The organism is Bradyrhizobium sp. BR 1433, from assembly GCF_051547665.1.
Taxonomy (GTDB): Bacteria; Pseudomonadota; Alphaproteobacteria; order Rhizobiales; family Xanthobacteraceae; genus Bradyrhizobium; species Bradyrhizobium australafricanum.
Genome location: NZ_JBPUGG010000001.1, coordinates 3,035,613 through 3,060,992 on the forward strand (window position 1 = coordinate 3,035,613; position 25,380 = coordinate 3,060,992).

Consider the following 25,380-nt stretch of genomic DNA (forward strand, 5'->3'; position numbering starts at 1 on the left):
GTCGAAAAGCTGACGAGTGTAAGGAATTCCAGATCACAACGGCAATCGAACCCAGCTTCATCGAAAACTGCGGTCCGAAAGCGCCTGCGCACTGGCGATGACTGCCTGAGTGCGCGGATTTCCGACGAAGTCGCCCACCGTTCCAATTTGCTCTCGCCCGAGTGTGAGGCGTTTTGGCCCGTGGACTCTCCGGCATGGGGCGAGGTCAACCGGGAATGGCGGCCTGAACCTCTGCCGCTTCGGTTACTGTGGGCATGTGGGCGACGCATTGGATAATCATAGCTCACACTCATCGCGTTGCATTCTGACCAGCGTCGTCAACCACCAACCACCGACCCGGCACGCCAATGAGCTGGTCAGGACGATCCGGACCATCAAACATCAGCTTCTTGCAAGAATTAGTCCAGCGTACGAAACGTACACTGCAATGATAGCGCCGCGACGCACCTCAGGAAGCAAGATCGGCGCATATTGGATGCGTGACGAATTTTCGAAAATCATTCGCAGCTGTCCACGTCGCGATGAGTGCAGGTTCGCCGAAACGTATAGTGCCGCGCTAGTCGCGATCCGCGAGCGGCCGATGATCGATGCCTCAACGCTAAACGCTGAAGCAAAGTGCACCGAGCTGCTACTCGATCTTCTCAACGCACCACTCGGATCAGATCGGCACGATAGAAACGAAAAGCCTCCCAGCACTCGTCTTGATATCGGCCTCACACCTCGGCTAGATAGAACAGGCTTCAAACTGGAGATACTGCAGTGGCGATGGGTACCGTGAAGTGGTTCAATCCGACCAAGGGATATGGCTTTATCAAACCCGATGATGGGGGACCGGACGTCTTCGTGCACATTAGTGCTGTTGAGAAAGCCGGCCATGACGGCCTCCCGGAGGGCGCTCGCATTAGCTATGAACCAAAGAGCGGCCGTGCGGGTAAGGTCTCCGCCGAAGATCTGCGAATTGGATAGGATACGATCAGGATAGGCCGGGCTAATTTGCCGCCTCCGGCCTTTGATCACCCTGATATCAATCTGGCCTCAGCGCATTCCTGGCATCGCTGAGGTCGTCTGCGCGTCCCGCAATGGGATTGGCATTTGGCGCGACGGCCACGGTCTTACAAGAGGGCTCTGCACCGAACGGCTTGCGATAGCGAGCAGGACCAGTCGATTGACCGGCCTTGCTAAAGGGCAACAGCATCCAGGCCGCCAACAAGCGGCGATATCCGTGCGTGGCAAAGGAAAGAGGCGGCCTGCCCCTGCAACCTGCCCTCAACGTTCTTCCGATAGGGACAATTGAACGTGTGCAGCAGACGCCATTCACACTTTCGCTCTGCCATATTCCTTCCACAGCATGACTTCGAGCTGTCCTGGGACATCGAGATGCTCAGGAAAATCTGGGAAGGGAATTGAATTTCCGTCGCGTACGAAGAGGACGAGATCGGTATCGCCGTTCTTTTCGGTACAATGTTCTCGCCTCACCTTTCCGCGACTGGTATCGAGTACAAACCGCGTCGAGTTGATCCATGATGGCGAAAACAAGTTGAGTTGATCTGCAATGTGCCAAATGCGACCCAAGCGCACGCGGAAAGCCGCGGAGAAGTTGATCGGATCGGGAATGAAGATTGACAGATTGCGTACGCCCATCCCGTCGAGCCTTTCCAGCAGACGATGAAGTACTAGCTGATGATCATTGGTATTTCGCAGCAATGGAAATTGATTGTAGAGCCTAATCTTGTGCCCTCGAAGGTCTGCGATCTTTTCGGAGACCTCTTCGCAGATTTCGTATGGGTGCACGATGTGGAAGGTGATGCGAAGGCCGTGTCTCGCCAGGATATCAATCTTCTCTGCGGTGAACGCCTTTGGCTCAAATACGATCGCTCTTGTATGAATTCGGATTGACTTCACCGATGGAACCAATCGAATTCCTTCGATGATTGTCTCCAGCCGCGACGCTGGCAGCATCAAGGGATCTCCCCCTGACAGGATCACCTCAGTGACTTCTGGTTGGCGGCGAAGATAGTCAATCAGCCGATCCAGGTCAGCATCTTGTTCATCTGGCTCGTCAATGAACGTGTTCTCACTCAGCACGTCCATGCGGAAACAATACTGACAGTGTCCAAAGCACTTCGAGGTGGTTAGGAAGAGTACGCGGTCTGCGTATTTTCGCACTATCGAGGTTTTGTTGGCGCGCCCACAAGCATTTGATCTGTCGTTGACGAAATCCTTTACCTCATTGGGAGCCCTCAATGAAATTCTGTCCTGCGTTGGAAAAGACACCCGGTGAAGTGGCCCCAGATGATTGCCCAGCGCCGCAACCTCTTCCTTGATCTTCTTTTCATAGAACGGCGTGACTTTCACAGGTAGCAGGCCCTCTCTCATAGAGACGGCCTTGAACTCCTCATTGATATGGCGTTGATTCATAACAATCTCGTTCGACTGTTGCGGTTCGAAAAGTACGCGATGAAGGCAGTAGATGCGATGTAGAGGAGCGAAGACTTTGCGTTAAGCAGAATCGGCGCGGAGGGAATCACCACCAAGCCAGCGAGGAGCCACGAAACTGCTCCTCGCCGCAGCCTGGCGAGCGCGATGGCCGAAATGACGTAAATGGCAAGAAAATTCATGCCGGCCAGGCGGAACATCATCTCAATGTTTAGCAACCGAATCTGATCGGCGATCACGACCGTGATCAGACACGCAGCCACAAAATATATACTGTTGCGGGGAGCGCCATTGCGCAAGTAGCCGAGGCAGGTGGGAAGAACGCCTTGCCCGGACAGGTAAATAACAAGCCGTGAGACGGCCACAACTGATCCGAAGAGATTGGCCGCGATCAGCACTGTTCCAAGCAGAGGAATCAGCCAACCTGGCGCAGTCGGTGCGATTTGCACTGCAGCTTGAAATACTGGCGTATCAAAGTTTGACTTGATATCGGAGACATGCACGAGCGCTGCGCTGGTGATGTACACGCCGCAGACCAGAACAAACGCAAGAAACATTGCTGTCCCAAAAGTCCTCTTAGGATCGCGGAAGTCCGCAGACAAATGCGACGCGATCTCCCAGCCGGCGAAAGAGAAGAAGATCAGCGGAATCTGGGCGGCGATCGAGGCAAGATCGGTCGGGTCACTGAATCGGATACCGTTAGCCCGCGCCGCTAGCATGAGTAGGACAGCCAGCACCCCCACCAAAAGAGATAATGACGAGCCACCCACTAGCCTTACGCTACTAGAGAGTGTCTCGCTCCTGAACAGAGCAAGGCAGACAGCAAACACAATGAGCAGCGCGGCAAGGAGATGAACATCCACGCTAGAGTCGGTCAATTTTTGCAGGTAAGTCGCCCCCACAATCGCGATGGACGGCAACCCCAATACCGTCGCTCCGAAGAAGAGCAGCGATACCAGCAACTCCAGGTACTGACCGAATGCAAGCTTGGCATAGTACGCTACCCCGCCGGTGCTCGGATATGCACGACCCAGAATAGCCATTGTAACGAGGATCGGCGCAGAGAGGAGCGAGCACGCTAACCAAGCGTAGATGCCATTCTTGCCGAGCTTTTCGAATACAAGCCCCGGCATCACGAGAATGCCGGATCCAAGGATCACCGTGACGATGAGCAAAACGCCTGAGATAAGTCCCAGGTGTCCCTTGAGTTGGCTTTGCAGCTCATCTTTCACATCAGCCCTCGAAAGAGAGAGGCGTTCGTCGCAGGTCGCGATCACCGCCAACCTCACATTTGCAACCTCTTGATTCCGCCTATGTCACGGTCGGCGGGGACGCGGAGACATCCCTCGCTTAACGCTTAAGACCAATGGACCCCGCACCCACGGCCTTGACGATGTGAAAATCAAACCATGCCGCAACTCAGTTGAAGCGTAGAGGACACTGCAGAGGAGCATCCTCGTTGTTGTCGGCGATCATGTATTGCGGCCACTGGGCTTCACCTAGAAGGTAAGATCCCAGCAACGGGCTGTGGGAGACGTCGTCGTAGACGTCAATGTTGCGTCTGATCTTTGCCATGACCGCTCTGCCGCGCCGATTGGCGGGAGCTGCGATGTCAAAGATCTTACGAGGGTTGATGACGAAGGCTAGCCCGGCTCCCATGTTTCTGCTCCTGCGAAGAACGTGCGCCGGATGGCTTACGTTCACGAAGAGCTCACAGCCGTGAAAGCACATCGTCCACGTATGGTGCGCAGGATCCTTAGACACGTGCGAAGGCCAGGGTCGCTGATCATGATCTAGCAGGTATTGCATCGCTTCGATGAAAATCTGCTTGAAGTTGTCCCTCGTCGTCAGTGCCGAAACCGGCTCAAAGAGCACAAGCAATGGACGGTGGTGGCTGATATCGAGAGTGTCGATATCGATCTCATCAATGTAGCTGCGTAACCCACAAGCAAGATGGTCCAGCTCATATCGCGAATTTTCGAGATCATATGGGACGAGAAGGAAGCGTAAATGGCCTCGTCTGACCGCGTTCTGCGCGAAGAAGCAGGGAAAACCCGTCCGACTCCCAGCCTCATCTTCGAACTTCGATAGAATGGACAAAATTACTGCGTGACCCCACAGGAATTGTTCGGTGAGGTTGGCGAGTTCATCCTGGTTAATCAGCATGCTCTCTCGCTTTCCATTTAGAGGACAAAGCCTTGAGCGGCGATGGCTGACGGATCGGCATGCCAGATGCATGAGCTCAAGTGGTGGGGAGGCGCTCTACCGGCGCTCAATCTTTTCGTTGCCGTTCAGTCTGTGAGAACCACAAATCAAGCTATGGAACCAAAACGGCGATATGCGGTGAACGCAAAAAGTGTTCCTTCGCCTCGGGAAGCACTATTTCCGGGCCGTGACCAATGTTCGGCGAGCCTGTCATGCGATGACTTCTCCTCAGTCTATGGTGGAGAGCATTTGCGTATAACCTGCAGGGGGCATGCCAAACGCGAAAGTCACGGCCGGACAATGAGATCAATCTGATGACTCGTGAGATGTCCTACGCTTCGAAACTCCGACATGTCGGCAACTTGACAGTGAGGGTCGTTTTGAGACCACAGGTTCGTGGGAGTCGGTACGAGCACTGTTCACCGGATTTACTGTTGCGAACGATGATTTGGTCTCGTTGGTTTTGATAGGACATGTCGTAGGGATTTGCTAACCCATCCAGGCTTACCGCGCCGATCGCTAACCAATCGACAATCGTTCTGGCACACTTTTCCGCCGGGATAATATGGGTGATTCGAACATGACGACTGGGCTGGCCATTATGGAAAACGTGCGCCGCTACCGCGCAATAGCTTCCCTGTGCCGGCAGGCTGCGACATTCCGACCAGTTCAACGCATCTCATTGCTGACGCAGGCCGAAGAATGGGAGCAGCGAGCGCTCGTCGAGCTCGAACGATATTTTAGCACTCCAAACGGATATCCCATCTGAAATCTGAGGGCTGAGCCAGCGCTCGTCAGATGCACTGGCGCAATTTGGCATCGCTCCGTACAGCAATCTCGCCTAGGTCGTCATCGCGCCAGTTCTCGTCGAGGGTGTCGCGGCACTGAACATGATTTGCATATCGCCAAAGCGGGCGACCGCCAGATCATCAGGGTCGCGCCAGACACATGAGGATACCACTCTGAGGCAATAGCGGCGCCAGCTCGGCAAGCCTCATCCAGTTGCCGCTCAAAGGCCTCTTTATCCGCCTGCCCTGCCTGCTGCTCTTCCGAGACCGAGACGGCGCGCCGCACCTGAGAAGCGGCTTTCCACCGGACGCAGATATACCCCTCGGGAGAAGGAGTTTTCCTCGCTCGGCAAGACGCGAGAGGGCTTGGTCGACGGCAGCACGCTTTCCAAGGATACAAATGCGCCTTGGCAGCCATGGGCGGCGCCTTCACGATCAATCTTTAGGTAGCCCGCAGAGCCATGAAAAATATGCTGCGGAGCCTTGGGAAATCTCATTGTTCGAGGCCACGGTCTGCAAGCAGACGGTGCAGGACCTCGCATTTGATCTCGCCTGCGATTTGGTTTCGGACTTGAGCTCCGAGTACCCGCTCGGCATCCGGGTCGCCTAATAGACCATGCTCGGCCAACCGCTGATTCAGGCGGGTCTGAAACTCCTCGCCCATGGCTTCGACGAGCCGGTCTTGCATCGCTGCATGTTCGTCCGGAGCGATGCGCCTCAGCGCCGTCTCCCAGGGTTGCCAGCGGGTTGCCACATAGTCGGCGAATTGGTTCGCCTCCTGCTCCCGAACCAGGCCCAACGCCCGCGACGCATCATCCGAGGTTACGTGAGAGACCGTCAGGAAGCGCATGTTCGCGGCGACGTGGCTCAGCTCGAGCGGCTCGCGCAGCAGATGCTGATAGGCCAGGTAGACTTCGACCTCGTCTATGGTCGGATCGACGCTCTGGAGAGAGTTGACCGTGTCGCGCGCGATCCCGTCCAGCGCCTCCATGCGGAACGCAATACGGCCGCGCTGGATCAGGTCGGAAAGCCGATCGTCATATAACCCGCTCTCCACGTCAGCGTTAAGGCGCGCGGTCCGCATACCGTTCCAGTGCAAAGTAACACGATCTTCACAGGTCGCGTTGGCCTCGGAAGCCTGTGCGAAAAACTGCTCGCGCAATCTCGGATTGGCCGCCGCCTGCCGCAGATCATCAGCCACTGCCTGCCGAAACTCGTCATTGCCATAGTTCACGGTCCCTCGTAGCCTCTCTAGGAACCGTGCGTAGTCCTGGGCGCCTGGTTCATCCGCAAAGTGCTGCCAATCGGCCAGTGCCGCTGGGGCATCCCCGAGCCAGTGCGCGGCAGCCTCGTACAGAGGCAGCGGCTCAAGCTGAAGAGAGGATTCAGCTCCCGCCAGGTTAGCGCGGACCTCGTCCGGCAGCGGGTTATCCCCGAGTTCGAGGTTCTCCAAATGCGGGTAGTACCACCTCGACAAGAGACCCTCAGGCAGGCTGGTCAGTTGGTTACCGCTGAGATTGAGCGACTGGAGCCCGCCCGGAAGGAGTTCGGGGACGTTGGTCAATTGATTGCTGCTGACATCGAGTTCAGTGAGCCCGGAAGGGAGGGACTCGGGGAGGTCGGTCAGTTGATTGCCGCTAATCGCGAGCGAGGTGAGCCTGCTCGGGAGAGAGGGCAGGCTACTTAGTCGGTTGTTGTTTGCGTTCAGGATCTCGAGCCGCGCCGGGAGGTTGGCCGGCAGACTGGCCAACCTGTTATCGCTCACCTCCAGCCGAACGAGGCTCGCCGGAAGAGCGTCCGGCAAACTGGTCAACCGGTTGTGGCTAATGAGAAGATGCTGAAGACCGGATGGGAGCCCAGCGGGCAGGCTGCTTAGCTCGTTGTGCATGGCGCGCAGTTCCAGCAGCCTCGGCGGCAGTGAGGCGGGCAAAGCGGTCAGGGAGAGGGATGACAAATCTAGCGAATGCGAGCCCATGTTGTCCGAAACCCTCATTCGTGAGACCCCCTCTTGCCGATTCTCAGCTTCGCCCTGCCCTTCTTCGGCAACCCAGTTTGCCAGGATCTGCTCGCGCGAGGAGGCCGAGGTCCGATACCCCGTCAAGACCTCGACCCAATCCGCCACGGCTCGGGTGAAGCCGCGGAGACAACTTTCCTGCTCCCCCTCTTCAAAAATGTCCGGTGAAGAACCTGCGCTCGGCTGTGCCTGTCCTGTATTCATCAATATCTTTCTTCGTCGTCAAAGAATACGCTCGCTGCTTCTCAAGGCTGCTGCGAGGCTTCCTGCCATTTCGTTGATCAATAAGTCCGGGGACCGTCAGCGTGCAAGCGCTCTGCCCTTAGCAAACCTGTCGATCAGCTGACAAGTGTCGCTGCAGAACACCCAGTTCGCTCGAGAGTATCCACCAGTGCGCTGGAATCCTGAGCTTCAGGCTTTCCTGCACCGCCAATTCTCGCAGGTGCCGAGCGACGAACTTGGGCGTTGTTTTCACGCGTGACAGAACTGAACGATCGACCTATAGACGGCGACGTTGGGGAAAGCCACCGCGCGCGAAGGCGTTCGCTGTCACAGCGGCGCAAAGATTTAGGCGGCAGCGCTATCGAGCCTCTGTGCGACAGAGGTCCGCAGCGTCACGCGCCATCCGGCGGGATATGAAAGCGTCGTGCGGCTGTCGAGCCTATCATCGGCAACGTCAAGGCCGAGCACCGTATGACCGCAATTATCTCAGAGGACGCCTCGGCGACCGCATCACGTTCGGCCGCGAACCGCCAGTCCAACAGGTTCGTTGACGCAGTCGCGGCTATCGATCGCAACTCTCTTCGGCATGCGCCGAACGTCGGTAGCCATGCCCACAGGCTCCGCAAGCGCGGTAGCCGCTCGAGACAGTGAAAGTCAACGGCGGATTGGCGATTTTCAGGTGCTGCCGGCACAAGCTGGTACGCTCAGTCGTCGGGAAGCTCCAGCAGGCCAAGCGACTGTTTCACCTGAAGAATGCATCACCGTCGACGTTGCTAAGCGACCTCGTCCCTCAAGCTGCGGAGGTCGACCACTGCTTGTTCTGATCGAGCAGAGCGAAAACATGGTCGACCGCGACCGGCCGACCGACGAGGTATCCTTGCACTTCGTCACAACCGGTCTGACGCAAATAGTCAAGCTGCTCGGCGGTTTCGACGCCTTCGGCGACCACGCCGATCTGCAGTTCCTGCGCCAGTGTGATGATTGACCTTACGATCGCTGCGCTATCCGGTCGCCTCAGCATGTCCCGTATGAAGGACTGATCGATTTTGATGCGGGTGTAAGGCAGCTTCAGCAAATAGGTCAGAGATGAATATCCTGTTCCGAAATCGTCAAGCGCCACCGTCACTCCCAGTTGCAAGAGCGAGTTGAGAATCGATGATGCCGGCGCGTACTTCGAAATGAGCATCGATTCGGTGATTTCGATCTCGAGGCGGTGAGGAGCAACCCTGGCTTGGGAGAGGGCTTGCACGATTGTCTGCAGGATGCTGGCGTTATGGAATTGAGCCGCCGAAAAATTGACGGCGATCCTGAGGTCCGACGGCCAGTTCGACAGCGTCGAGCAGGCGCTTCGGACTACCCACTCGCCGATCCCGTGGATCAAGCCGGTTTCTTCGGCGATTGGAATGAACTCGGTCGGGGAAACTACTCCACGGACGGGATGCCGCCAGCGCAGCAAGGCCTCAAAGCCGGTGACCCGGTTCTTGCGAATATCAAGGAAAGGCTGGTAGAGGAGGAACAGCTCGTCTCTGTCGATCGCAAGCTCCAGATCTCGCTGCAGCGCCCTGCGTTCGCGCGCTGATTTGTCGTCGCTGGCCTCAAAGAAGCGGATTGTTCCCGGCCCCGCCTGCTTGGCGCGATAGAGCGCAATGTCGGCATTCCTCAGGAGTTCATGAGGTACGTCGCCATCGCGTGGGGCCACTGCAATTCCGACGCTGGTTGCCCCCGCGATCTCGCATTTCTCGATCGGGAATGGTTCGGCGAAGGCGCCGACGAACCGCTCGGCAACTTCCAACGCGTCTTCCAGCTTGGTCAGATTGGTCATAACAAGCGCAAATTCATCGCCGCCGATGCGCGCAACAGTATCAATCTCCCGTACGCATCGCTGCAGTCTCGAGGCGACCTGCACCAGGAATTCGTCGCCAGTGGGATGGCCAAACCTGTCGTTCACTTCTTTGAAGCGATCGAGATCCAGAAGAAGAACCGCGAATTCCTCGCCGGAGCGGGCGAGCCTGTTGAGGGCGCCTTCGAGGCTCTCATTGAAGGCGAAGCGGTTCGGCAGTTGGGTCAGGGGATCCCGCCAGCCCCTCCTTTCGGCCTCCAGTTGTGCAATGGTGCGTCTGGTAAATTCGAAGGAATGGGCGAAAACGCCGTGCAGGAGTACGAAGCCATAGGCCACGACCAGGATGGCGACGAGCAGATAGACGAAATCGCCGTTTCTGCCGAGGCAGATCGCCGTACCCACAAAGATCGGAGCCGTGAACGCCACTGCCGCCACCGGAATCGTCGCGAAGGCGAACGCGCCACCGGCAAGCATCCCAGAGCACAGACATGTTATGACGAGCTGCCCGCCGTTTGAGGCGTTGGCGAAGAAAGCCACCGGAACGATCGCCCAGGCGGTTCCGAGAAGCAACGCATTGCGTACTAGCCGATGCATGGCCTGACGCGACACGAACTGGGGCTTCGTCATCCGGCGTGATGAACGCGCCTTCAGGCCTATGGATAGCGCGCCGCAGACGACGGTCGCCGCCCAGACCAGGGCGAAATTTCGGTCGGGCGAATGCCAAAGGGCAATTGCGAGCACGGTCGCATTGCAGGCGTTGGCCAGCATGATGGCCAGCGAATAGCCCAGCACGAGGGAGAGCTGCTCAGCACGAATGTATCCTGCGACCGCTTCATCGGCGGTCGGCCCGCCGAATGCCGCCAAGTCCCCGGACATCAGCTTAGAGAGATAGGAGTTCAGACATGCCCTCATTCTGGGACCCCGTAAGGCTCGCTTCGACGTTGGCGCCAGCGCTGGAGGGTCGCGGCAAATCTTTGACAAAAGATAAACTTTTGATTGTAACGCTAGCCTAACAACACCTACGAGCTTGCATCCGAAGAAAGGCGCGGCGGACTCATTGCTGAGGTCTGGAGGTGTTATGCGTTAAAGATCAACTCCGTCCGTTTCGTACCGATCTATCGTTTTTATTGATCGCAGATTTGAGCTAAGCCGCATGCGGACAGCTCGACCACCAAGCTGAATGAAACGGCGCGACGGTGCGAGATCGATCAGGCTCGACGAAGGGCCGCCGAGACGCGGCATTCGGCGGTTGGCGCGCTTGCTCCAACGATTCTCTCTTTGCGTGGAGCTCGCGGTTCGCCGTCGTGCTGCACGACACGCCAGCCAATAATTTGGCTAGGCAATCTTTCGGTGGAGGCATCGACGATTTCCTGGCGTCAGAATTGCACCTGGGGTCTCGGATCTGGCGATGCAATCAAAGGGGATCGTGCTCAAACGTGACCGTATCTCCGACTTGCTTTCTGACACGCACTGCGGCCAGCCTCGCGCTGCTTAGCTCAAGCCTGCTCGCCTTGCGTTCACTTGAATCGCCCCAGGTCCGGAATTCGTCTAAGCGGAATCTGCCGGTAGACCAGATCCGCGTTGATTGTCGCGTTGGTGCTCGGCGGGCTCACGGGTACTATGCCAACTACCGGGGTCATTTGCGTCCAGCGCGCGAAGCTCTGCCCTGTGAATTAAAGTGCGAGGTTTGCACCAAACGCACAGACCGCACCTCGCGGTCGCCCGCCCGAAAAACTATGCTGTCATTGAACTGTGCGGTACGGACAGAAATCGGCCGGGGACAACTTGCTAACGCCCAATCGTGGGCGCATTGACCAATGCGGCTCGGCCAATCTGCCTCTGGACATCGATTGACGTCTCTCCGCGGGTGACGGCTTCCAGGAGTTTGCAGGCGACATGAGTTCGAGCGTGGTCTCCTGACGCGAGACACTCTCGCACATCTCCTTCAGAACGGCGCGCAACAGGGCGGCCAATTCGGAAACGACCATTCGAACGCCCTCAATCCCTCGATAATGATCATTTGCCGGCGCGTAGCGGGATAAACATCTGGTTGAGTGAACTTGGGGCTCGTATGCGGGCTTGCTCGCCCCTGTAGGGCTCAGCGCAATGGTATGACGACGATAGACTGAGCACCAGCGCAAATCACCGGGCTTGCACTTGCGCCGCTGATGCCGACGGACTGCTTTGGAAGCAGACGGTCGGAAAGAGCGCGAATTCGATTCCGAAAAGCTCACGTGATCGGGTCCGTCACGGAACGGGCCCAACCATCAGCCACAGAGCTTGACCTATTCCCCGCCCTCATAGAACAGCTCGAGCGGCAACCCGACCAACGACTTTCCGATCCAGTCCCGCGCGATCACGTTCGACGGTCCCATCGCGATCGCGGCGCGCGCATCGCGGAACGAGCGTTCGATCGGCCTGCGCCGATAGCCGTAACCGCCGGTCACGGTCAAGGCTGTTGTCGCAACCTTGTTGGCGACCTCGGCGGCGTGCACCTTGAACTCGGTGAGTGGAATCAGGATCTCGCTCTGCGGCTTGCCAGCCCGCCACAGCTCGTCCAGCCTGGCGGCGAGCTCGTTGCGCCATGGACGCAAGGTTTCCACCAGCACCTTGGCGGCGCCGTGCGCGCGCGCCGGTGGCGGCTTGAGGTGTTGATGTTGCCGGAACGCCCGAGCCAGGCTTTTGTGCCTCGTCGGTCACCGAAATAGGGCACCAGCACCTTGTCGAACACGAGGATCGAGACGCAGAGACACTTTCGGTCTGGGCGGATCCGCGACATCGACAAGGTGCTGTCGGGCATCGAGGCGGCGCGCTCGGCGGGACTCGCCAAGCTCCTGACGGATCGCCTGGTAATCCGACAGGTTCTTGTTTCTATGCTTGTGCACAAAGCTCGAGGTATGTGCGACTGCCGCATTCAGGGCGCCGCGCGCGACGCCTTCCCGTACGGCGCCAAGACCGATCAGGTAAACCGGCGAGACGCCGTCATGGATGATCTGCTTGCCCTGGCCTTGCCGAGCCGGTCGTGGCTCGGAACCTTGACGCCCGCATAGCGGATCGGTCCGGAGTGGTTTGCCTTGACGCCGAGCGCGTCCACAGCGGCCAGGCAAGATTCCAGCCGAGCGGCCGTGCTTGAATGGCAGCAAGACGTCCACGTTCCTGGCGCCTACGATCTCGAAATCGACACCACCAGCCCCCAAAATTGCGCAGCAATTGTCCTAGAGCGAATTGGACGATCCCAGGATCGTCCAACCGCGTTTGAAAAGCTGGTCGCATGCGCGAACAACGATTAAGCCGAACTGTAGTTTGAGAGCGGCGATGAAATTACTTATCGAGTTAAAGGCTGCACCCGCGCCGCCTTTGCAGCCGGTCCGAGAGCAGCGGAGTTGTCGTGAGCCAGAACCGGCCGAATAACGCCAAGGTCTCAACCGAGATGCCATAGAAGCGCCGACATCGACTTAGCCTATCTGCGACGTGCTAGTCGAAACCGGGCCGGGTCCAAGTGGAGCGAACGGAAGTCACAGGCTTCAGGCACCAAGGCAGATGCCTGGGGGAGTTTCCGGGATCTTGCTCGCAAAGCAAGAAGGCTGCGGAGACGGCACATAGGGAGCAGCCTACTAGAAGTGACAGTTGAGCCGACGCGAACGGTTTGCACTATCGCTACAAGCGTCATGCAATCACCAAAGCGAAATCGTCGGCAGGCAAGGCAAAAGGGCCAACACAATGATCCGCAATTAGAGAGGTCAACCGTGAGCTCAACTCGTCGACCAGCCCTGGCATGATCCGTAAACACTCGGTCAGCTAAGAGAATCTACGCTCCAAAGAGTGTCCAAGATGTCGCAACATACAGAAATGGACTACAACGCTAGCGATATCGAGGATGTAGCAGCGCAAAGAGCGCCAATAGGTCGTCCCTCATCAGATGGTGACTTTCTCCGCTACTGGAGCCGATCGGGCAATCGAGCGTCAGCACTAGCTGCGGTCCGGACGCGAACGGAGGATGCGATCAAAAAGACCGGCATCGGTCTGAGGCTATCCGATGAGAACTTTAGCGGCTATGATCTATCCGAATTTTCGCTACGCCGAAGCGTTCTTAATCGCGCGCAACTCCACCGCGCGAAGCTAGACTTGGCTGATCTGTCCGAGGCCACCCTTATTTGTCCCGGACTGGAAAATGCAAGCTTTCGAGGCGCCAAGCTCGACTTCACATATATGCATGCGATCGCCGCGCAGGTTTGCAATTTCGATGATGCAAGTCTGCGCAACGTGATTGATGCAACGGGCAGCTTATTTCATGGCTGCAGCATGAGACGAACGCGGTTCGACAACGCGGTGCTAAGTGGCGTCCTTTTCTACCAGTGCGACGCTAGCCACGCCACCTTCGACGGAGCGGAATTGCAGGGAACGACAATCAATGAATGCTTCCTTCCGCTCTCTTCCTTTCGCTTTGCCAAGCTGAACCAGGTTACCGTTACGAATACTCATCTGGCCGGCTGTTGTTTCTCCCGCTCCCGCGGTGAGAGCCTGTCAATCTTGCGCCCGACCTCAGTCAATGAGCTTGTTCTAGAAGACGCCTATCTTCCATACCTGCGGTTGCAGAAAGCGCACGGTCACATCATGGCAAAGGCGCTGAACGCTCCATTTTCAGATTTCAGCCTCTCGAACCTTTCAAACGCTGACCTTGAGCAAGCAGACCTAACGCAGGGGCGCTTCCTGTCCGTGAACTTCGCCAACGCTAATCTCGTTGGAGCGGTCTTGAACGGCGCATCGGTTCGGTGTTGCCAGTTCGACGGAGCGGACATGTCCCATGCGTCAGGAGAGGCCCTCTCCATTACGGAGAGTGCAATGAGGGCCGCCAACTTCAGCGGCCTCCGCGCCCGCTCTGCGTTCATACGCGGCTGCGATGCCGCCGGCGCAGACTTCTCCAGGGCCTATCTCTACCGATCGATCATTACTGGCGATCTTGCGCAATCCATGACATTGACTGGCGCGAACTTTGAGGGTGCCAATCTGATCCAGTCGTACATTGCGGCAGAAATGACCGACAGCAACCTGGAGGCCGCACGCACCGCTTATGTCCGGATGAACCAATCGTCTCTCCACAGGGCGAATTTGAACGGGATATCGCCGTTTCAAGCAAGCTTCGTAAAGACGGACTTCTCGGATGCAAAAATTACGACGTTTGAGCCGCCGTTCTTTGCAGACCGATGTCCTGGGCTTGGGCCTGCGTTGAAAGCGGCCTCGGATCAACAGAACGACGCTTCAAATTATCTCACCGAGTTTTCGTCCTTGATGAGACGTGGTCGAGAAGGGTCAACTTGAGTCTGCTGTGAAAAACGTAGAAATCGATGACGTGGTATGTCCAGCCAAAAACCAGTCCTCCGGAAAACAGAGCAGCTGGAAGCATGTAGAGTGGCCTTCAGCCCCATAAGCAAAGTGTCGCCCGAGCGAGCTTTTGAAGGCTTTGCGCGCCTCATTCCCGAGGGTCCAAGAGACTGCATCATGACATGCTATCACGATGGGAGGATAGGTGCGGGGTTCGCCTTAGGGCGGATGGGCCGCAGACGCCGGCGAGTGCAAGCGATTGTTGAAGGAGACCAGCAAGTAGGGCTCCACGCAGCCGCGTGGGTGCCATGATTGAAGCATCGATGATCGTGTCCCTGAGCGTGGTGTAACTAGCGGCGGGGCACCGCATTCACCGGCAAGCGCCGGGCAGGTCAGCTGGCGATCGCCGGAAGGCTGACGGTTGGATCATCGCTCAATGGCGCGATGGTTTCCAGTGTCATGTAACGTGCACGTTGGACGGCCCATTCATCGTTCTGCTCGAGCAGGATCGCGCCGATCAGCCGCACGATAGCATCTTCGTTGGGGAAGATGCCGACCACCTCGGTCCGCCGCTTGATCTCGCCGTTGAGGCGCTCGATCGGGTTGGTCGAGTGTACGCATACGACGAAGACCGCCTGATTGACGCATGCGCGCGGGCACGGCGAGCTCTATGATGGCGTTGCGTGAAGGTCAGGCGACCTGCTGATCCGCAGGCTCTTCGGCTTGGCGCAAGAACTTCCATTCCCAAGGCAGCAATTCGTGCAGACGCGATGTGGGAAGATCGGCGATGCGGGCGAGGACATCGGCGAGCCAGGCCTTGGGATCGACGTCGTTGAGGCGACAGGTCGTGATCATCGTCAGCATGATCGCGGCACGGTCGGCGCCACGCTGGCTGCCGGCGAAGGTCCAGTTGCGCCTTCCCAATGCGATGCCTCTCAATGCGCGCTCGGCACAATTGTTGGTCAAGCAGATCCTGCCATCACCGAGGAAGCGGCCGAAGTCGTCCCAGCGCCTGAGCATGTAATTCATAGGCTTCAGGACCTCGGAGGAGCGAGATAGGGTTTCGCGCTCACGCAGCAACCAGGCGTGCATGTCCTCGAGAAGCGGCTTGCTCTTTTCCTGGCGCACGGCGCGCCGCTCGTCGGCGTCGCGGCCGTTGATGGCGCGCTCGATCTCGAACATCGCATCGAGGTGTCTGACCGCCTCCAGCGCGATCGGAGAGACCGTTTTGCCTTTCTTACCTTCCCGGGCATTTTTCTCGATGTCGGCCAGCTCGAAGAAGCCCCGCCGCGCATGGGCAAAGCAAAACGCCGGCGTCATCGGCAGCTCTTTCCGCTGCGGGTCGAACAGCGGCTCGAAGCCACTGTAACAGTCGCACTGCAGGATACCCACGAAGGCGGCCAGATGCTTCTGGGCATGCTCGCCTCGTCGGTCGCTCGAGGCGTAATAGACCGCCGCCGGCGGCGCAGGCCCGGCGAAGGGCCGGTCATCCCGCACATAAGTCCAGATCCGCCCGGTCGTGCACTTGCCCTTCGCCAGGATACGGATGGTGGTGTCATCGCCATGAAGGCGCTCGGCCGCGAGCACATGGCGTTCGATCAAGTGGAAGAGCGGCATGACCGCGAAGGTCCCGTGGCCGACCTGGTCGGCCAGCGTCGACAGCGGCAAATCGATCCTCTCGGCCTTAAAGCGCGCACTCTGGCGGTTGAGCGGGATATGCATGCCGAACTTGTCGAACAGGATCGTCGCCAGCAATTGTGGGCCGATGAAGCCGCGCGGCGTGGCATGGAACGGTGCAGGCGGCTGGCTGATCTTCTCGCAATCGCGGCAGGTGAACTTCTCGCGCACTATCTCGATGACCTTGAAGCGGCGCGGGATCTCCTCCAGCGTCTTGGTCACATCTTCGCCGATCTTCGCCAGCCGCGATCCGCCGCAGCAGGCGCAGCTCATCGGAGCGTCAACGACAACGCGCTCGTGTTCGATCTCGTCTGGCCAGGGCTTGCGCACCGGCCGCTTGCGCGTGAAGGGACGGACGTTCTGCGTCTTCGCTGCTGCGGCCTGCGCGGCAAGCTCATCCTCGCTCGCGGTGGTGACGAGGTCTTCGAGCTCTAACTCCAGCTGCTCGAGCAGCCGCGCCGTGCGCTCGGAGCGCGGCCCGTACAGTTCGCGTTTGAGCTTCTCGATCCGCAGCTCGAGATGCGCGATCAGCGCCTCGTTGTCCGACAGCTCCGCCCGCGCACTGGCAGCCACCGCCTCGGCTCGCAGCCGCGCCTCGCGCTCGGCCTGCAGCGCCGCCAGCGCACTCGCAAGATCCGATGGAAGATCGTCCGGCTTCGAGATCATAAAGCTATTGAATCAGATCGAGCAGCAGATTCAAACCGTAAAAGCGGCTATCCGACCCGCGTCGGCCGATGGGTTTCTTGTGGATTGCGCCAATCGATCCCGGACAGCAGATAGCTCAACTGCGCCGGCGAGATCGTTACCGATTCACCGGCAACCGATGGCCAGAGGAACCTGCCTCTCTCGAGTCTTTTGGTAAACAGGCATGCTCCCTGGCCATCGTGCCAAATGACCTTCACAAGATCGCTGCGGCGACCGCGGAAGATGAACAGATGACCGCTGAGCGGATCTTTACGCAGCACCTCCTGCACTTGGAGTGCCAGCGACGGAAAGCCTCTGCGCATATCCGTGTAGCCTGTCGCGAGCCACACTCGCGTGCTTGTCGGAACTGGGATCATCGACGCACCAGGGCATCGAGAACTCGCCGCAGCGCGTCTCCATCAACGTCGCCATCGACCCGGATGCAGCGTCCGCCACCAAGATCGATCTCGATGATGCCCTGGCTCCTCCGTCGACGCGCCGGCGCCGTCGTCAATGGCGCTTCGGCCACATCCCGCGGCGGCACAGACGGCCCAATCTTGACCGGTACCAACGGCGCTACACTCGTCTCACCGTGCTCGCAAAGCTCTTTGCGCCACCTGAACAGCTGGCTCACATGAAGGCCGGCTATGCGAGCCACCTCGGAAACAGTGGCTCCCGGTTCGAGCGTTGCTGCAACCAGCCGTTCCTTCTCATCCTGCGACCAGCGACGCCGCCGCTCGACCGATGTGATCACCTCTGCCCGCGAAATCGTCATAGCGCTTCTCCTAGGATTACCCCTAGGACCTGCAGCGCTCGCCTCCGTCAAACAAGGCGGCCCTTAACGGAGGGATACGGTCGAGTGCAGCTTGGTTCGATGCTGCGGCGGGAAGGTCATATAGGCCAGCACATCGGTCTCGGCCTCGTCGAGGAAGCCAGCCAGCTTGGACAGCTTGGGGCGAAGCTGATCGGCGACCTTGCGCCATTGCGCCCGGGCCGCCTCGGCATCGTCCTGGGCAAAGGCCGTGGCGATGAAGGCTGAGACGACGCGTCGTCCGCTCTTGCCGGCATGCGCCAGCGCATTGCGCATGAAGTGCACGCGGCAACGCTGCCAGCTGGCGTTGAGCACCTTGGCGACGGTGGCCTTGATGCCCTCATGGGCGTCGGAGACGACCAGCTTGACGCCACGCAGGCCGCGGCGGGCGAGCTTGCGCAGGAACGCCGTCCAGAAGGTCTCGGCTTCGGAGGGGCCGATGTCCATGCCGAGAACTTCACGCCGGCCGTCGCTGTTGACGCCGACCGCGACGATCACGGCCACCGAGACGATGCGGCCATTCTGGCGCACCTTCACGTAGGTGGCGTCGATCCACAGATACGGCCAGTCGCCCTCGATCGGACGGGCGAGGAACGCCTTCACCTTGTCGTCGATCTCGCCACACAGCCGGCTCACCTGGCTCTTGGAGATGCCGCTCATCCCCATCGCCTGCACCAGATCGTCTACCGAGCGGGTCGAGACGCCCTGCACGTAGGCTTCCTGCACCACGGCGGTGAGCGCCTTCTCGGCCATGCGGCGCGGCTCCAGGAAGCCCGGGAAGTAGGAGCCTTTGCGCAGCTTGGGGATACGCAGTTCGACCGTGCCGGCGCGGGTCTCCCAGATCCGGTCGCGGTAACCGTTGCGCTGCGCCAGACGCTCGGGATCTTCTCGCCGTAAGCCGCTCCGGTCTGGCCTTCGACTTCCAGCTCCATCAGCCTTTGGGCGGCAAAGCCGATCATCTCGCGCAACAGATCGGCATCGGGGGTCTTCTCCACGAGCGTGCGCAGGTTCATCATATCGTCGGTCATCGGTGGTTCCTCGGTTGCGTTGGCGTGTCGCAACCCGATCCTACCGGCGAATCGCCGGTGACCACCGCAAAGCCGCCCGTCCGCTACGGCGCTATTTGGGGGCGCGCGTACGGGCGGCTTTGCTCTACCGAGCTACACCATCACTGGGGACACGACCGCATCGATTGCCCGCGTGCGTTGGCACGGAGCTGTATCAACCGATCCAGACATCTATGGGCGGGACGATCACGCGGCAAAGTGTCCAGCAAGGACCATTCGTTCTTGCATAACCTGCCGGTTCGGCCTGCGGTGTTCTGCGGCAGGCGCTGCGATAATCGGCTTGCTGGAGACCTCCGGTTCCGCATGAAGGTCGATCGATGCGGCTTGCAAACCGTAGCGAATGTGGGTTTCAGGCAGAGCAAGATTGGGCCTCTAGTTGACCGGCAACCGCACCCCGGCTTGCTGCAGTAGCGGCAAAACTGACTTGCCGAAGAATTCGAGGTCCTCGCGAAAATCGTAGAACGAGATTTGCATCCCGTCGCAGCCGGCCTTGTTCAGAGCGAAGAGCCAGTCCGCAACCTGCTGCGGGTCACCGATGAGGTGTACATTCCCGCCGAGAATGCGTTCCCGCGGCACATGATTGGTCCAGGCTTTGCTGTCCCCACTCTTGAAATGATTGGCGTATCCGGCGGCCGCCTCCATGTCGGCTAACCGGATGATCTCTTCATAATACTCCTTCGCTTCGGCCTCCGTCGACCGGCAGACGATCATCGGATTGATGATGGTACGGATTTCACGACCGAAGGTGCGGGCTTGGGCCTTGAGCTTGGCCGTATGTGCGGGCAGCGCCTCGATCGCGCGAACGACGTTGGCGCCCGCAGGACTTGTGATGAAGGCGAAATCCGAGTGCCGCGCCGCGTAGGAAAAGCCTGCGGGCGAACCGGTCGCGCTCACAAGAATTGGCCGTCCGTAACGCGGCTTCGGACGCACGAAGGCATTCTCAAGACACCAGAATCGACCGTCATGGCTGAAATTGTGCTCTGATTGCCAAAGCCGGTTCGTGATGGACATGAACTCGTCCGCCATCTCGTAGCGAAGATCATGCTCCTGGCGGCGCATGCCGAACATCAGTGGTTCGGCTGGAGAAAAGCCGGTCACGACGTTGATGCCGAAACGCCCTTTCGAAATGTGGTCAGCCGTGGCTGCGAAGCGTGCCAGATGCATCGGATGCCACGGACCATAAAGAATGTGGATAGTCGACAACAGCAGCAACCGTCTGGTCAGCGCAGCGAGCGCAGTGACGGTGATGAACGGATCAATCGAATCCTCCCTAAAACGAATTTTCCCACCATACCCCCCGGCGCGAACCCACTCCGACAATCCGAACACCAGATCGAACCCTAGTTCCTCGGCGCGGAGTGCCAGCGCCGCGTTGTAGTCGAACTCCCATGATGTGGACCTTGGCGCGGCCGAGGCCGACCACCCTCCGCTTTGTGTGGGCAGAAACAGGCCAAGGATCATCGGTTGGCGCAGCACGCGTGCAAGCGGGCTGTCTGCAAAATCCGCAGGCGAGCGTGGCCCGGGAATTCGGGTGTCCAAATTCATCTCAACTCCAAACGAGAAGAGCCGTGCGACAGCGCAGCGGCCGGTTGTGGCAATTTCGTGCGTTAGTCCACGACCCTGATCTTCGCGGGATCAGGAAAATCGCCGGTCGCTATTTGCATTTGCGCAATAGTCAATGGTCCGCGATCGTAATAGGGAGCGGCCTCGATCCGCGCAGTGAGCAGCTTCTGCTCATGCAGGAAGTCGAGGACCTTCTGGCTTTCTAAGATTTCGCTGGCGGTGATGGTGAAATCCAGCGCCTTGACGTCCTTCACCGGCGCGCGCAGATAGCGATCGGCATCCGTGGCAACACGTAGCAGGCTGGCGTCCAGGCGGGAGGTTTGCGCGAACCATTGGTCGGCTTGCGCGAGGTTGTTCGACGTCCACCAGGTCGCCACAATCCATGCTTTCAGAAAGCGGATCGCCGCCTCCTCCCCGTTACGGGCCAGCCATGGTCCGCTTAATCCCTGAATGCCGGAAGCCCCCTTGGGATCGCGCCACAACTCCTTGCCGATCTTCTGCTGCAACAGCCTTTCGTAAGTCGGATCCCAGGTTGCGACCGCGTCAACGAGCCCACCCTTCAGCGATTCCGCCTGTTCGGCAATATCCTGATTGATGATGGTAATGTCCCTGAAGGGCTCCTTGATTCCAGCCGCCACCACCGCCTGAATGCTGCGGGGGAATACCGTGGTTCCGAACGGGCCTGACAGCTTCGCTCCCTTCAGATCCGCAAGGGTGGTACCTTTAAAGTCGTTACGCACGACGATACCGAAGCGCTGATCATGTGTCCGGTGCAGCACTTTCGAACCGGGAATGCGGGAGATCGCTCGCAACGTGGGCGCGTCCGCGGCATAGATGTTATCGATACTTCCAGCAACGGCGGCTTCGCCGAGCGGTCCACCGAAGGTGAAGGTCTTGAACTCGGCTTCGATTCCGTTGAGCTCGAGGATGTTAGTGTGGCGCAACGTCTCGAAAATTTCGCCGCCACCCGCCCAGAGGCTCTGATAGCCAAGTGTGATCTTGGACAATGGCTTGGCTTGCGCCTTGATGATCGGCGCCCGCGGAAACCCGGCCGCCAGACCGCCAAGCGCAGTACCTGCGCCGATCAGGAACGTTCTGCGTTTCACGACATCACCCCATTCATGTTGACAGCAATTCAATCAGTCGGCGGCTGGCCGCACAGAGAGCTTCCGCTCGACCAGCAACATTAGGCTGTTCATGACAAAGCCGATCAGGCCGATGACCATCATGCCGGCAAGCACCTTCTCAGTTTCGATCGTGGTCCGCGCAAGCTGGATCATGTAGCCAAGCCCGGAGGTCGCCGAGACCAGCTCGGCCGCGATCACGCACGTCCAGCCGGTGCCGAGCCCAATCCGCATTCCAGTTAGAATATGCGGGAGTGTCGCGGGCAACAGGACCTGGCGAATGAACAACGATCTCGGCGCACCGAAGCAGCGCGCTACGCGCACGTACACATCAGCAAGCGAGCGGGCGCCATCGTAAGTACTGGTAAAGATCGGAAAGAATGCGCCCAGTGAAATCAGAAACCAGGCGGGCCGATCCCCGAGTCCGAACCACAGAATCGCGATCGGGATCCACGCGATCACGGAGATTGGACGGACGACTTCGATCAGCGGTATTACGTACCGGCTCAGCACAGGCAACCGCCCCAGAAGAAGGCCGAACCCTACCCCCGCAATAGTAGCCACGGAGAAGCCGACCAGAACCCTGAGGATACTGGCGGACACGTCGCGCCATAGCATGCCGGCGCGAGCCAGATCCACAACGGCGGCCGCGATGGCCGACGGTGGCGGAAACAAATTGCCGTTGACGATCCCGGACCGGACGCCCAGCTCCCACAAGAGCGGCAGCACCATTAACGGAACGAAATATCGAGCCCCGCCCAATGCGGAGACGACAGACCTCGTTTTGCCGACACTACGCTCGGCGCTGGATCGATCCAGCGAATAATTGCCAACCTGCAACAGCGACATCAACGACTCTCCGCCGTGGGGGTGCCGTTGCCCAGCAAGTCGAGTACCTCGTGCTTCAGATTGAGGAACAGGGGATCGCGCACGCGAATCTCGGGTGCGCGGGGGCGCGGGATCGTTACGTCGATGACGGAACGGATGCGGCCCGGCCGAGCTTCCATTACGATCACCCGATCGCTCAGGAATACCGCCTCCTCGACGTTGTGCGTGATCAGGAGGAAGGTCTTGCGAGCGCGGGACCAGATTGCGAGTAGCTCTTCCTGAAGCCGGTCGCGGGTGAGTGAATCAAGCGCCGCAAAGGGCTCATCCATCAAGACGACATCTGGATCCGGGGCGAGCGCTCTCGCGATGCTGACCCGTTGTCGCATGCCCCCGGACAATTGAGATGGATAGGCCGTGTCAAAACCGTCCAATCCGACGAGCGAAATGAAATGATTGACACGAGCGTACCGTTCTTCCCTTCGCAATCTCTGCGCACCCAATCCGAACGCAATGTTGTCGGCGACGGTCAGCCACGGAAACAATGCGTAATCCTGAAACATCATTGTGCGATCCGGCCCCGGTCCGCGGACTTCGACGCCTTGCTTTAGCACGACACCCGTCGTTGGCTTGATGAAGCCCGCGACAAGGTTCAACAGGGTCGTCTTTCCGCAACCGGACGGACCGATGATCGACAGAAACTCGCCAGCCCGAATATCGAGATCAATCTCCTGAAGAGCAGAAAGGGGCTTCCCGTCGCGTTTCTCGAAATGCTTGGAGACACCCCTTACGGAGAACATCAGACGGCTCATACAGCAGTGGACAAGCCACGCATTATCCACGGGGGACGGGGATAGTGCTTTCAAAGATCGAAAGCCTCCGATTGACGTATGCTGAGTTTCCTCGATCACGCAGTACGAATGCATTGCCTGCACCTGCGGCAATCGATGTTTCGCCGCGATTCTTGCATTCTTGCGGACCACCGCGCCTGCTTTCGTCCAGGCGGTGAGCAACCATAGTACGATCAGGCGGCCACCCTCACGTCAGCTCGCTGAATGTCGACCGGGATCTCCTGCCGCACAAAGTGAGGACGGCCTCCTGGATGAGTTGCACGAGGCGGCGAAGCGCGCCCAGTGCCGCGTGAATTGTACGCATCCCACCGGGATGGCCGTTGCCCCAGGCTTTGAAGAGTTCCAAGGCTTCGCTGCCCTGCACCTCGCCGATTGGAATGCGGTCCGGGCGCAAACGTAAGGAAGACCAGGTCCGACAGCGACGCGATGCCTCCTTGGTGCACAGCGCGACCAGATTGGACGGGGCACTGCAGCTCGCGTGTGTCCTCGATCAGCACCACGCGATCGGTGGTGCCGGCCGAGGGCGGCCTTGCCGGCCGAGGAGCCGCCAGCGACCAGAACGTTCTTGCGCGATGCGACGGCAGCCGGCAGCGCCCCCGCTTGATCGGCGGTCACGGCTGCGAAAGCGTTTGGCCGCAAGCCTTGCGGCACTCGATCACCCGGCACGGCAGACGAAGCTCACGCGCCAGACTTTGGCGTGCGAGCAGCCGGCGAACACCCTGTTCCGCCGAATCGTGCTCCTATTCCCCGCCCTCGTAGAATAGCTCAAGCGGCAGCCCGACCAGCGACTTTCCGATCCAATCCCGCGCGATCACGTTGGATGGACCCATCGCGATTGCAGCACGGGCATCCCGGAATGATCGTTCGATCGGCCCGCGCCGATAGCCGTAACCGCCGGTCACGGTCAACGCCGCGGCGGCCACCTTGTTCGCGACCTCGGCGGCATGAACCTTGAACTCGGTGAGCGGAATCAGGATCTCGCTCTGCGGCTTGCCGGCACACCACAGCTCGTCCAGCTTGGCGGCGAGTTCGTTGCGCCAGGGGCGCAAAGTCTCCACCAGCACCTTCGCCGCCCCGAGCTTCTGGCGGATCGCCTGATAGTCCGACAGGTTCTTGTTCTTGTCCTTGTGAACGAAGCTCGATGTGTGCGCGACAGCCGCATTGAGGGCACCGCGCGCCACCCCCTCCCAGACCGCGCCGAGGCCGATGAGATAAACCGGAGAGACGCCGTCATAGATGATCTCTTTACCCTGTCCCTCGGCGCCCAGACGGTCGCGTCTCGGAATCTTGACGCCCGCATAGCGGATCGGTCCGGAGTGGTTTCCCTTGACGCCCAGCGCGTCCCAGCGGCCGGGCAAGATTCCAGCCGCCTTGCCATCGACAATGAAGAAAGAGATGTCGGTCTGATCCTTGGCGCCGGGAGAGCGCGTCTGGACCACGTAGAAGTCGGCCTGGCCCGAACTCGTCGTGAACGACTTCTCGGCATTGAGAACATAGTTCTCGCCGTCACGTCCGGCTTCCGAGAAATTGTACCACCAATGCCCACCGGAGGCCCGCTCGCTGGTCGAATAGGTGCCGAGCAGAGTGCCGCCCTTCGCCTTGAGCCAACGCTCCTTTTGATCGTCATTGCCGAACAGGTTGATGGTCTGGGCCGCGCCGACATGCATGACATAGACGAGCCCTGTCGAAGCATCATGCTGGCCGATACGATAGGCTGCCTCCGCGAAGTCTCCATGACTTAACCCAAGCCCGCCGAAACGCAGCTCATTGAGAACCCCCGTCCAACCCGCCGCCGCCAGCGCCTGCAGGTTTTCTCGCGGAAATCGGCCTTCGAGGTCGTTGCGCTCGGCATGGAGCTTGACCGTTGTTTCGATCGCGCGGTCGAGACGAGAATAGATGTCGTCCTGCGCGACACGCGCGAGATTGTCCTTGCTCATGGGTATTCTCCTCT

The 25,380-nt window shown here is 59.2% G+C and carries 17 protein-coding genes and 3 pseudogenes; 3 read left to right on the top strand and 17 right to left on the bottom strand.

Annotated elements, in window-relative coordinates; all coding sequences use genetic code 11:
* Positions 1-759: 759 nt before the first annotated feature.
* On the top strand, positions 760-966 hold the full coding sequence (locus ACSKB9_RS14960; RefSeq protein ID WP_438074056.1) for a cold-shock protein: 207 nt from the start codon (positions 760-762) through the stop codon (positions 964-966).
* A gap of 348 nt (positions 967-1,314) precedes the next feature.
* On the opposite strand, the gene ACSKB9_RS14965 is transcribed toward ACSKB9_RS14960, so the two are convergent.
* The 6 genes from ACSKB9_RS14965 to ACSKB9_RS14990 form a co-directional block, all read right to left on the bottom strand.
* On the bottom strand, positions 1,315-2,418 hold the full coding sequence (locus ACSKB9_RS14965) for a radical SAM protein (RefSeq protein WP_438074057.1): 1,104 nt from the start codon (positions 2,416-2,418) through the stop codon (positions 1,315-1,317).
* On the bottom strand, positions 2,415-3,713 hold the full coding sequence (locus ACSKB9_RS14970) for an APC family permease (RefSeq protein WP_438080210.1): 1,299 nt from the start codon (positions 3,711-3,713) through the stop codon (positions 2,415-2,417). The genes ACSKB9_RS14965 and ACSKB9_RS14970 overlap by 4 nt, the downstream gene beginning before the upstream one ends.
* Before the next feature lie 142 nt (positions 3,714-3,855).
* Positions 3,856-4,602, bottom strand: a complete 747-nt coding sequence (locus tag ACSKB9_RS14975) for a YqcI/YcgG family protein (protein ID WP_438074058.1) — start codon at positions 4,600-4,602, stop codon at positions 3,856-3,858.
* A 1,320-nt stretch (positions 4,603-5,922) separates the two neighbouring features.
* A complete protein-coding gene (nopM, locus tag ACSKB9_RS14980; protein WP_438074059.1) occupies positions 5,923-7,647 on the bottom strand; it encodes a T3SS effector NEL-type E3 ubiquitin ligase NopM in 1,725 nt (574 codons plus the stop codon).
* An 808-nt stretch (positions 7,648-8,455) separates the two neighbouring features.
* Positions 8,456-10,417: a putative bifunctional diguanylate cyclase/phosphodiesterase gene (locus ACSKB9_RS14985; protein WP_438074060.1), complete on the bottom strand. Its 1,962-nt coding sequence runs from the start codon at positions 10,415-10,417 to the stop codon at positions 8,456-8,458.
* Between the two features lie 1,373 nt (positions 10,418-11,790).
* Positions 11,791-12,114, bottom strand: a complete 324-nt coding sequence (locus ACSKB9_RS14990) for an acyl-CoA dehydrogenase family protein (RefSeq protein ID WP_438074061.1) — start codon at positions 12,112-12,114, stop codon at positions 11,791-11,793.
* A 111-nt stretch (positions 12,115-12,225) separates the two neighbouring features.
* Between ACSKB9_RS14990 and ACSKB9_RS14995 the strand changes: the two genes are divergently transcribed.
* Positions 12,226-12,555: a hypothetical protein gene (locus ACSKB9_RS14995; RefSeq protein ID WP_438074062.1), complete on the top strand. Its 330-nt coding sequence runs from the start codon at positions 12,226-12,228 to the stop codon at positions 12,553-12,555.
* A gap of 781 nt (positions 12,556-13,336) precedes the next feature.
* The gene (locus ACSKB9_RS15000) at positions 13,337-14,824 is read left to right on the top strand and encodes a pentapeptide repeat-containing protein (protein WP_438074063.1); all 1,488 of its coding nucleotides are present in this window, start codon (positions 13,337-13,339) and stop codon (positions 14,822-14,824) included.
* Between the two features lie 395 nt (positions 14,825-15,219).
* On the opposite strand, the pseudogene ACSKB9_RS15005 reads toward ACSKB9_RS15000, so the two are convergent.
* The 11 genes and pseudogenes from ACSKB9_RS15005 to ACSKB9_RS15055 all read right to left on the bottom strand — a co-directional run.
* Positions 15,220-15,444, bottom strand: a pseudogene (locus ACSKB9_RS15005) (transposase); the annotation flags it as partial.
* Positions 15,445-15,517: 73 nt separating this feature from the next.
* Positions 15,518-17,170, bottom strand: a complete 1,653-nt coding sequence (gene tnpC / locus ACSKB9_RS15010; protein ID WP_438074064.1) for an IS66 family transposase — start codon at positions 17,168-17,170, stop codon at positions 15,518-15,520.
* A gap of 47 nt (positions 17,171-17,217) precedes the next feature.
* Positions 17,218-17,565 carry an IS66 family insertion sequence element accessory protein TnpB gene (tnpB, locus tag ACSKB9_RS15015; RefSeq protein ID WP_438074065.1) on the bottom strand — a complete coding sequence of 116 codons (348 nt, stop codon included), beginning with the start codon at positions 17,563-17,565 and terminating at the stop codon, positions 17,218-17,220.
* Entirely contained in the window at positions 17,562-17,963 is a 402-nt protein-coding gene (tnpA, locus tag ACSKB9_RS15020) for an IS66-like element accessory protein TnpA (RefSeq protein ID WP_438074066.1), read from the bottom strand. The genes tnpB and tnpA overlap by 4 nt, the downstream gene beginning before the upstream one ends.
* Before the next feature lie 78 nt (positions 17,964-18,041).
* Positions 18,042-19,027 (bottom strand): annotated as a pseudogene (locus tag ACSKB9_RS15025) (IS256 family transposase); the annotation flags it as partial.
* Positions 19,028-19,438: 411 nt separating this feature from the next.
* Positions 19,439-20,611, bottom strand: a complete 1,173-nt coding sequence (locus tag ACSKB9_RS15030; protein ID WP_438074067.1) for an LLM class flavin-dependent oxidoreductase — start codon at positions 20,609-20,611, stop codon at positions 19,439-19,441.
* A gap of 62 nt (positions 20,612-20,673) precedes the next feature.
* Entirely contained in the window at positions 20,674-21,735 is a 1,062-nt protein-coding gene (locus tag ACSKB9_RS15035; protein ID WP_438074068.1) for an ABC transporter substrate-binding protein, read from the bottom strand.
* A gap of 33 nt (positions 21,736-21,768) precedes the next feature.
* Entirely contained in the window at positions 21,769-22,602 is an 834-nt protein-coding gene (locus tag ACSKB9_RS15040) for an ABC transporter permease (RefSeq protein ID WP_438074069.1), read from the bottom strand.
* Positions 22,602-23,591 carry an ABC transporter ATP-binding protein gene (locus ACSKB9_RS15045; protein WP_438074070.1) on the bottom strand — a complete coding sequence of 330 codons (990 nt, stop codon included), beginning with the start codon at positions 23,589-23,591 and terminating at the stop codon, positions 22,602-22,604. Before ACSKB9_RS15045 ends, ACSKB9_RS15040 begins: the two co-directional genes overlap by 1 nt.
* A gap of 25 nt (positions 23,592-23,616) precedes the next feature.
* A pseudogene (locus tag ACSKB9_RS15050) lies at positions 23,617-24,056 on the bottom strand (ATPase, T2SS/T4P/T4SS family); the annotation flags it as partial.
* 113 nt (positions 24,057-24,169) lie between these two features.
* On the bottom strand, positions 24,170-25,366 hold the full coding sequence (locus tag ACSKB9_RS15055; protein ID WP_438074071.1) for an acyl-CoA dehydrogenase family protein: 1,197 nt from the start codon (positions 25,364-25,366) through the stop codon (positions 24,170-24,172).
* Positions 25,367-25,380: the final 14 nt, after the last annotated feature.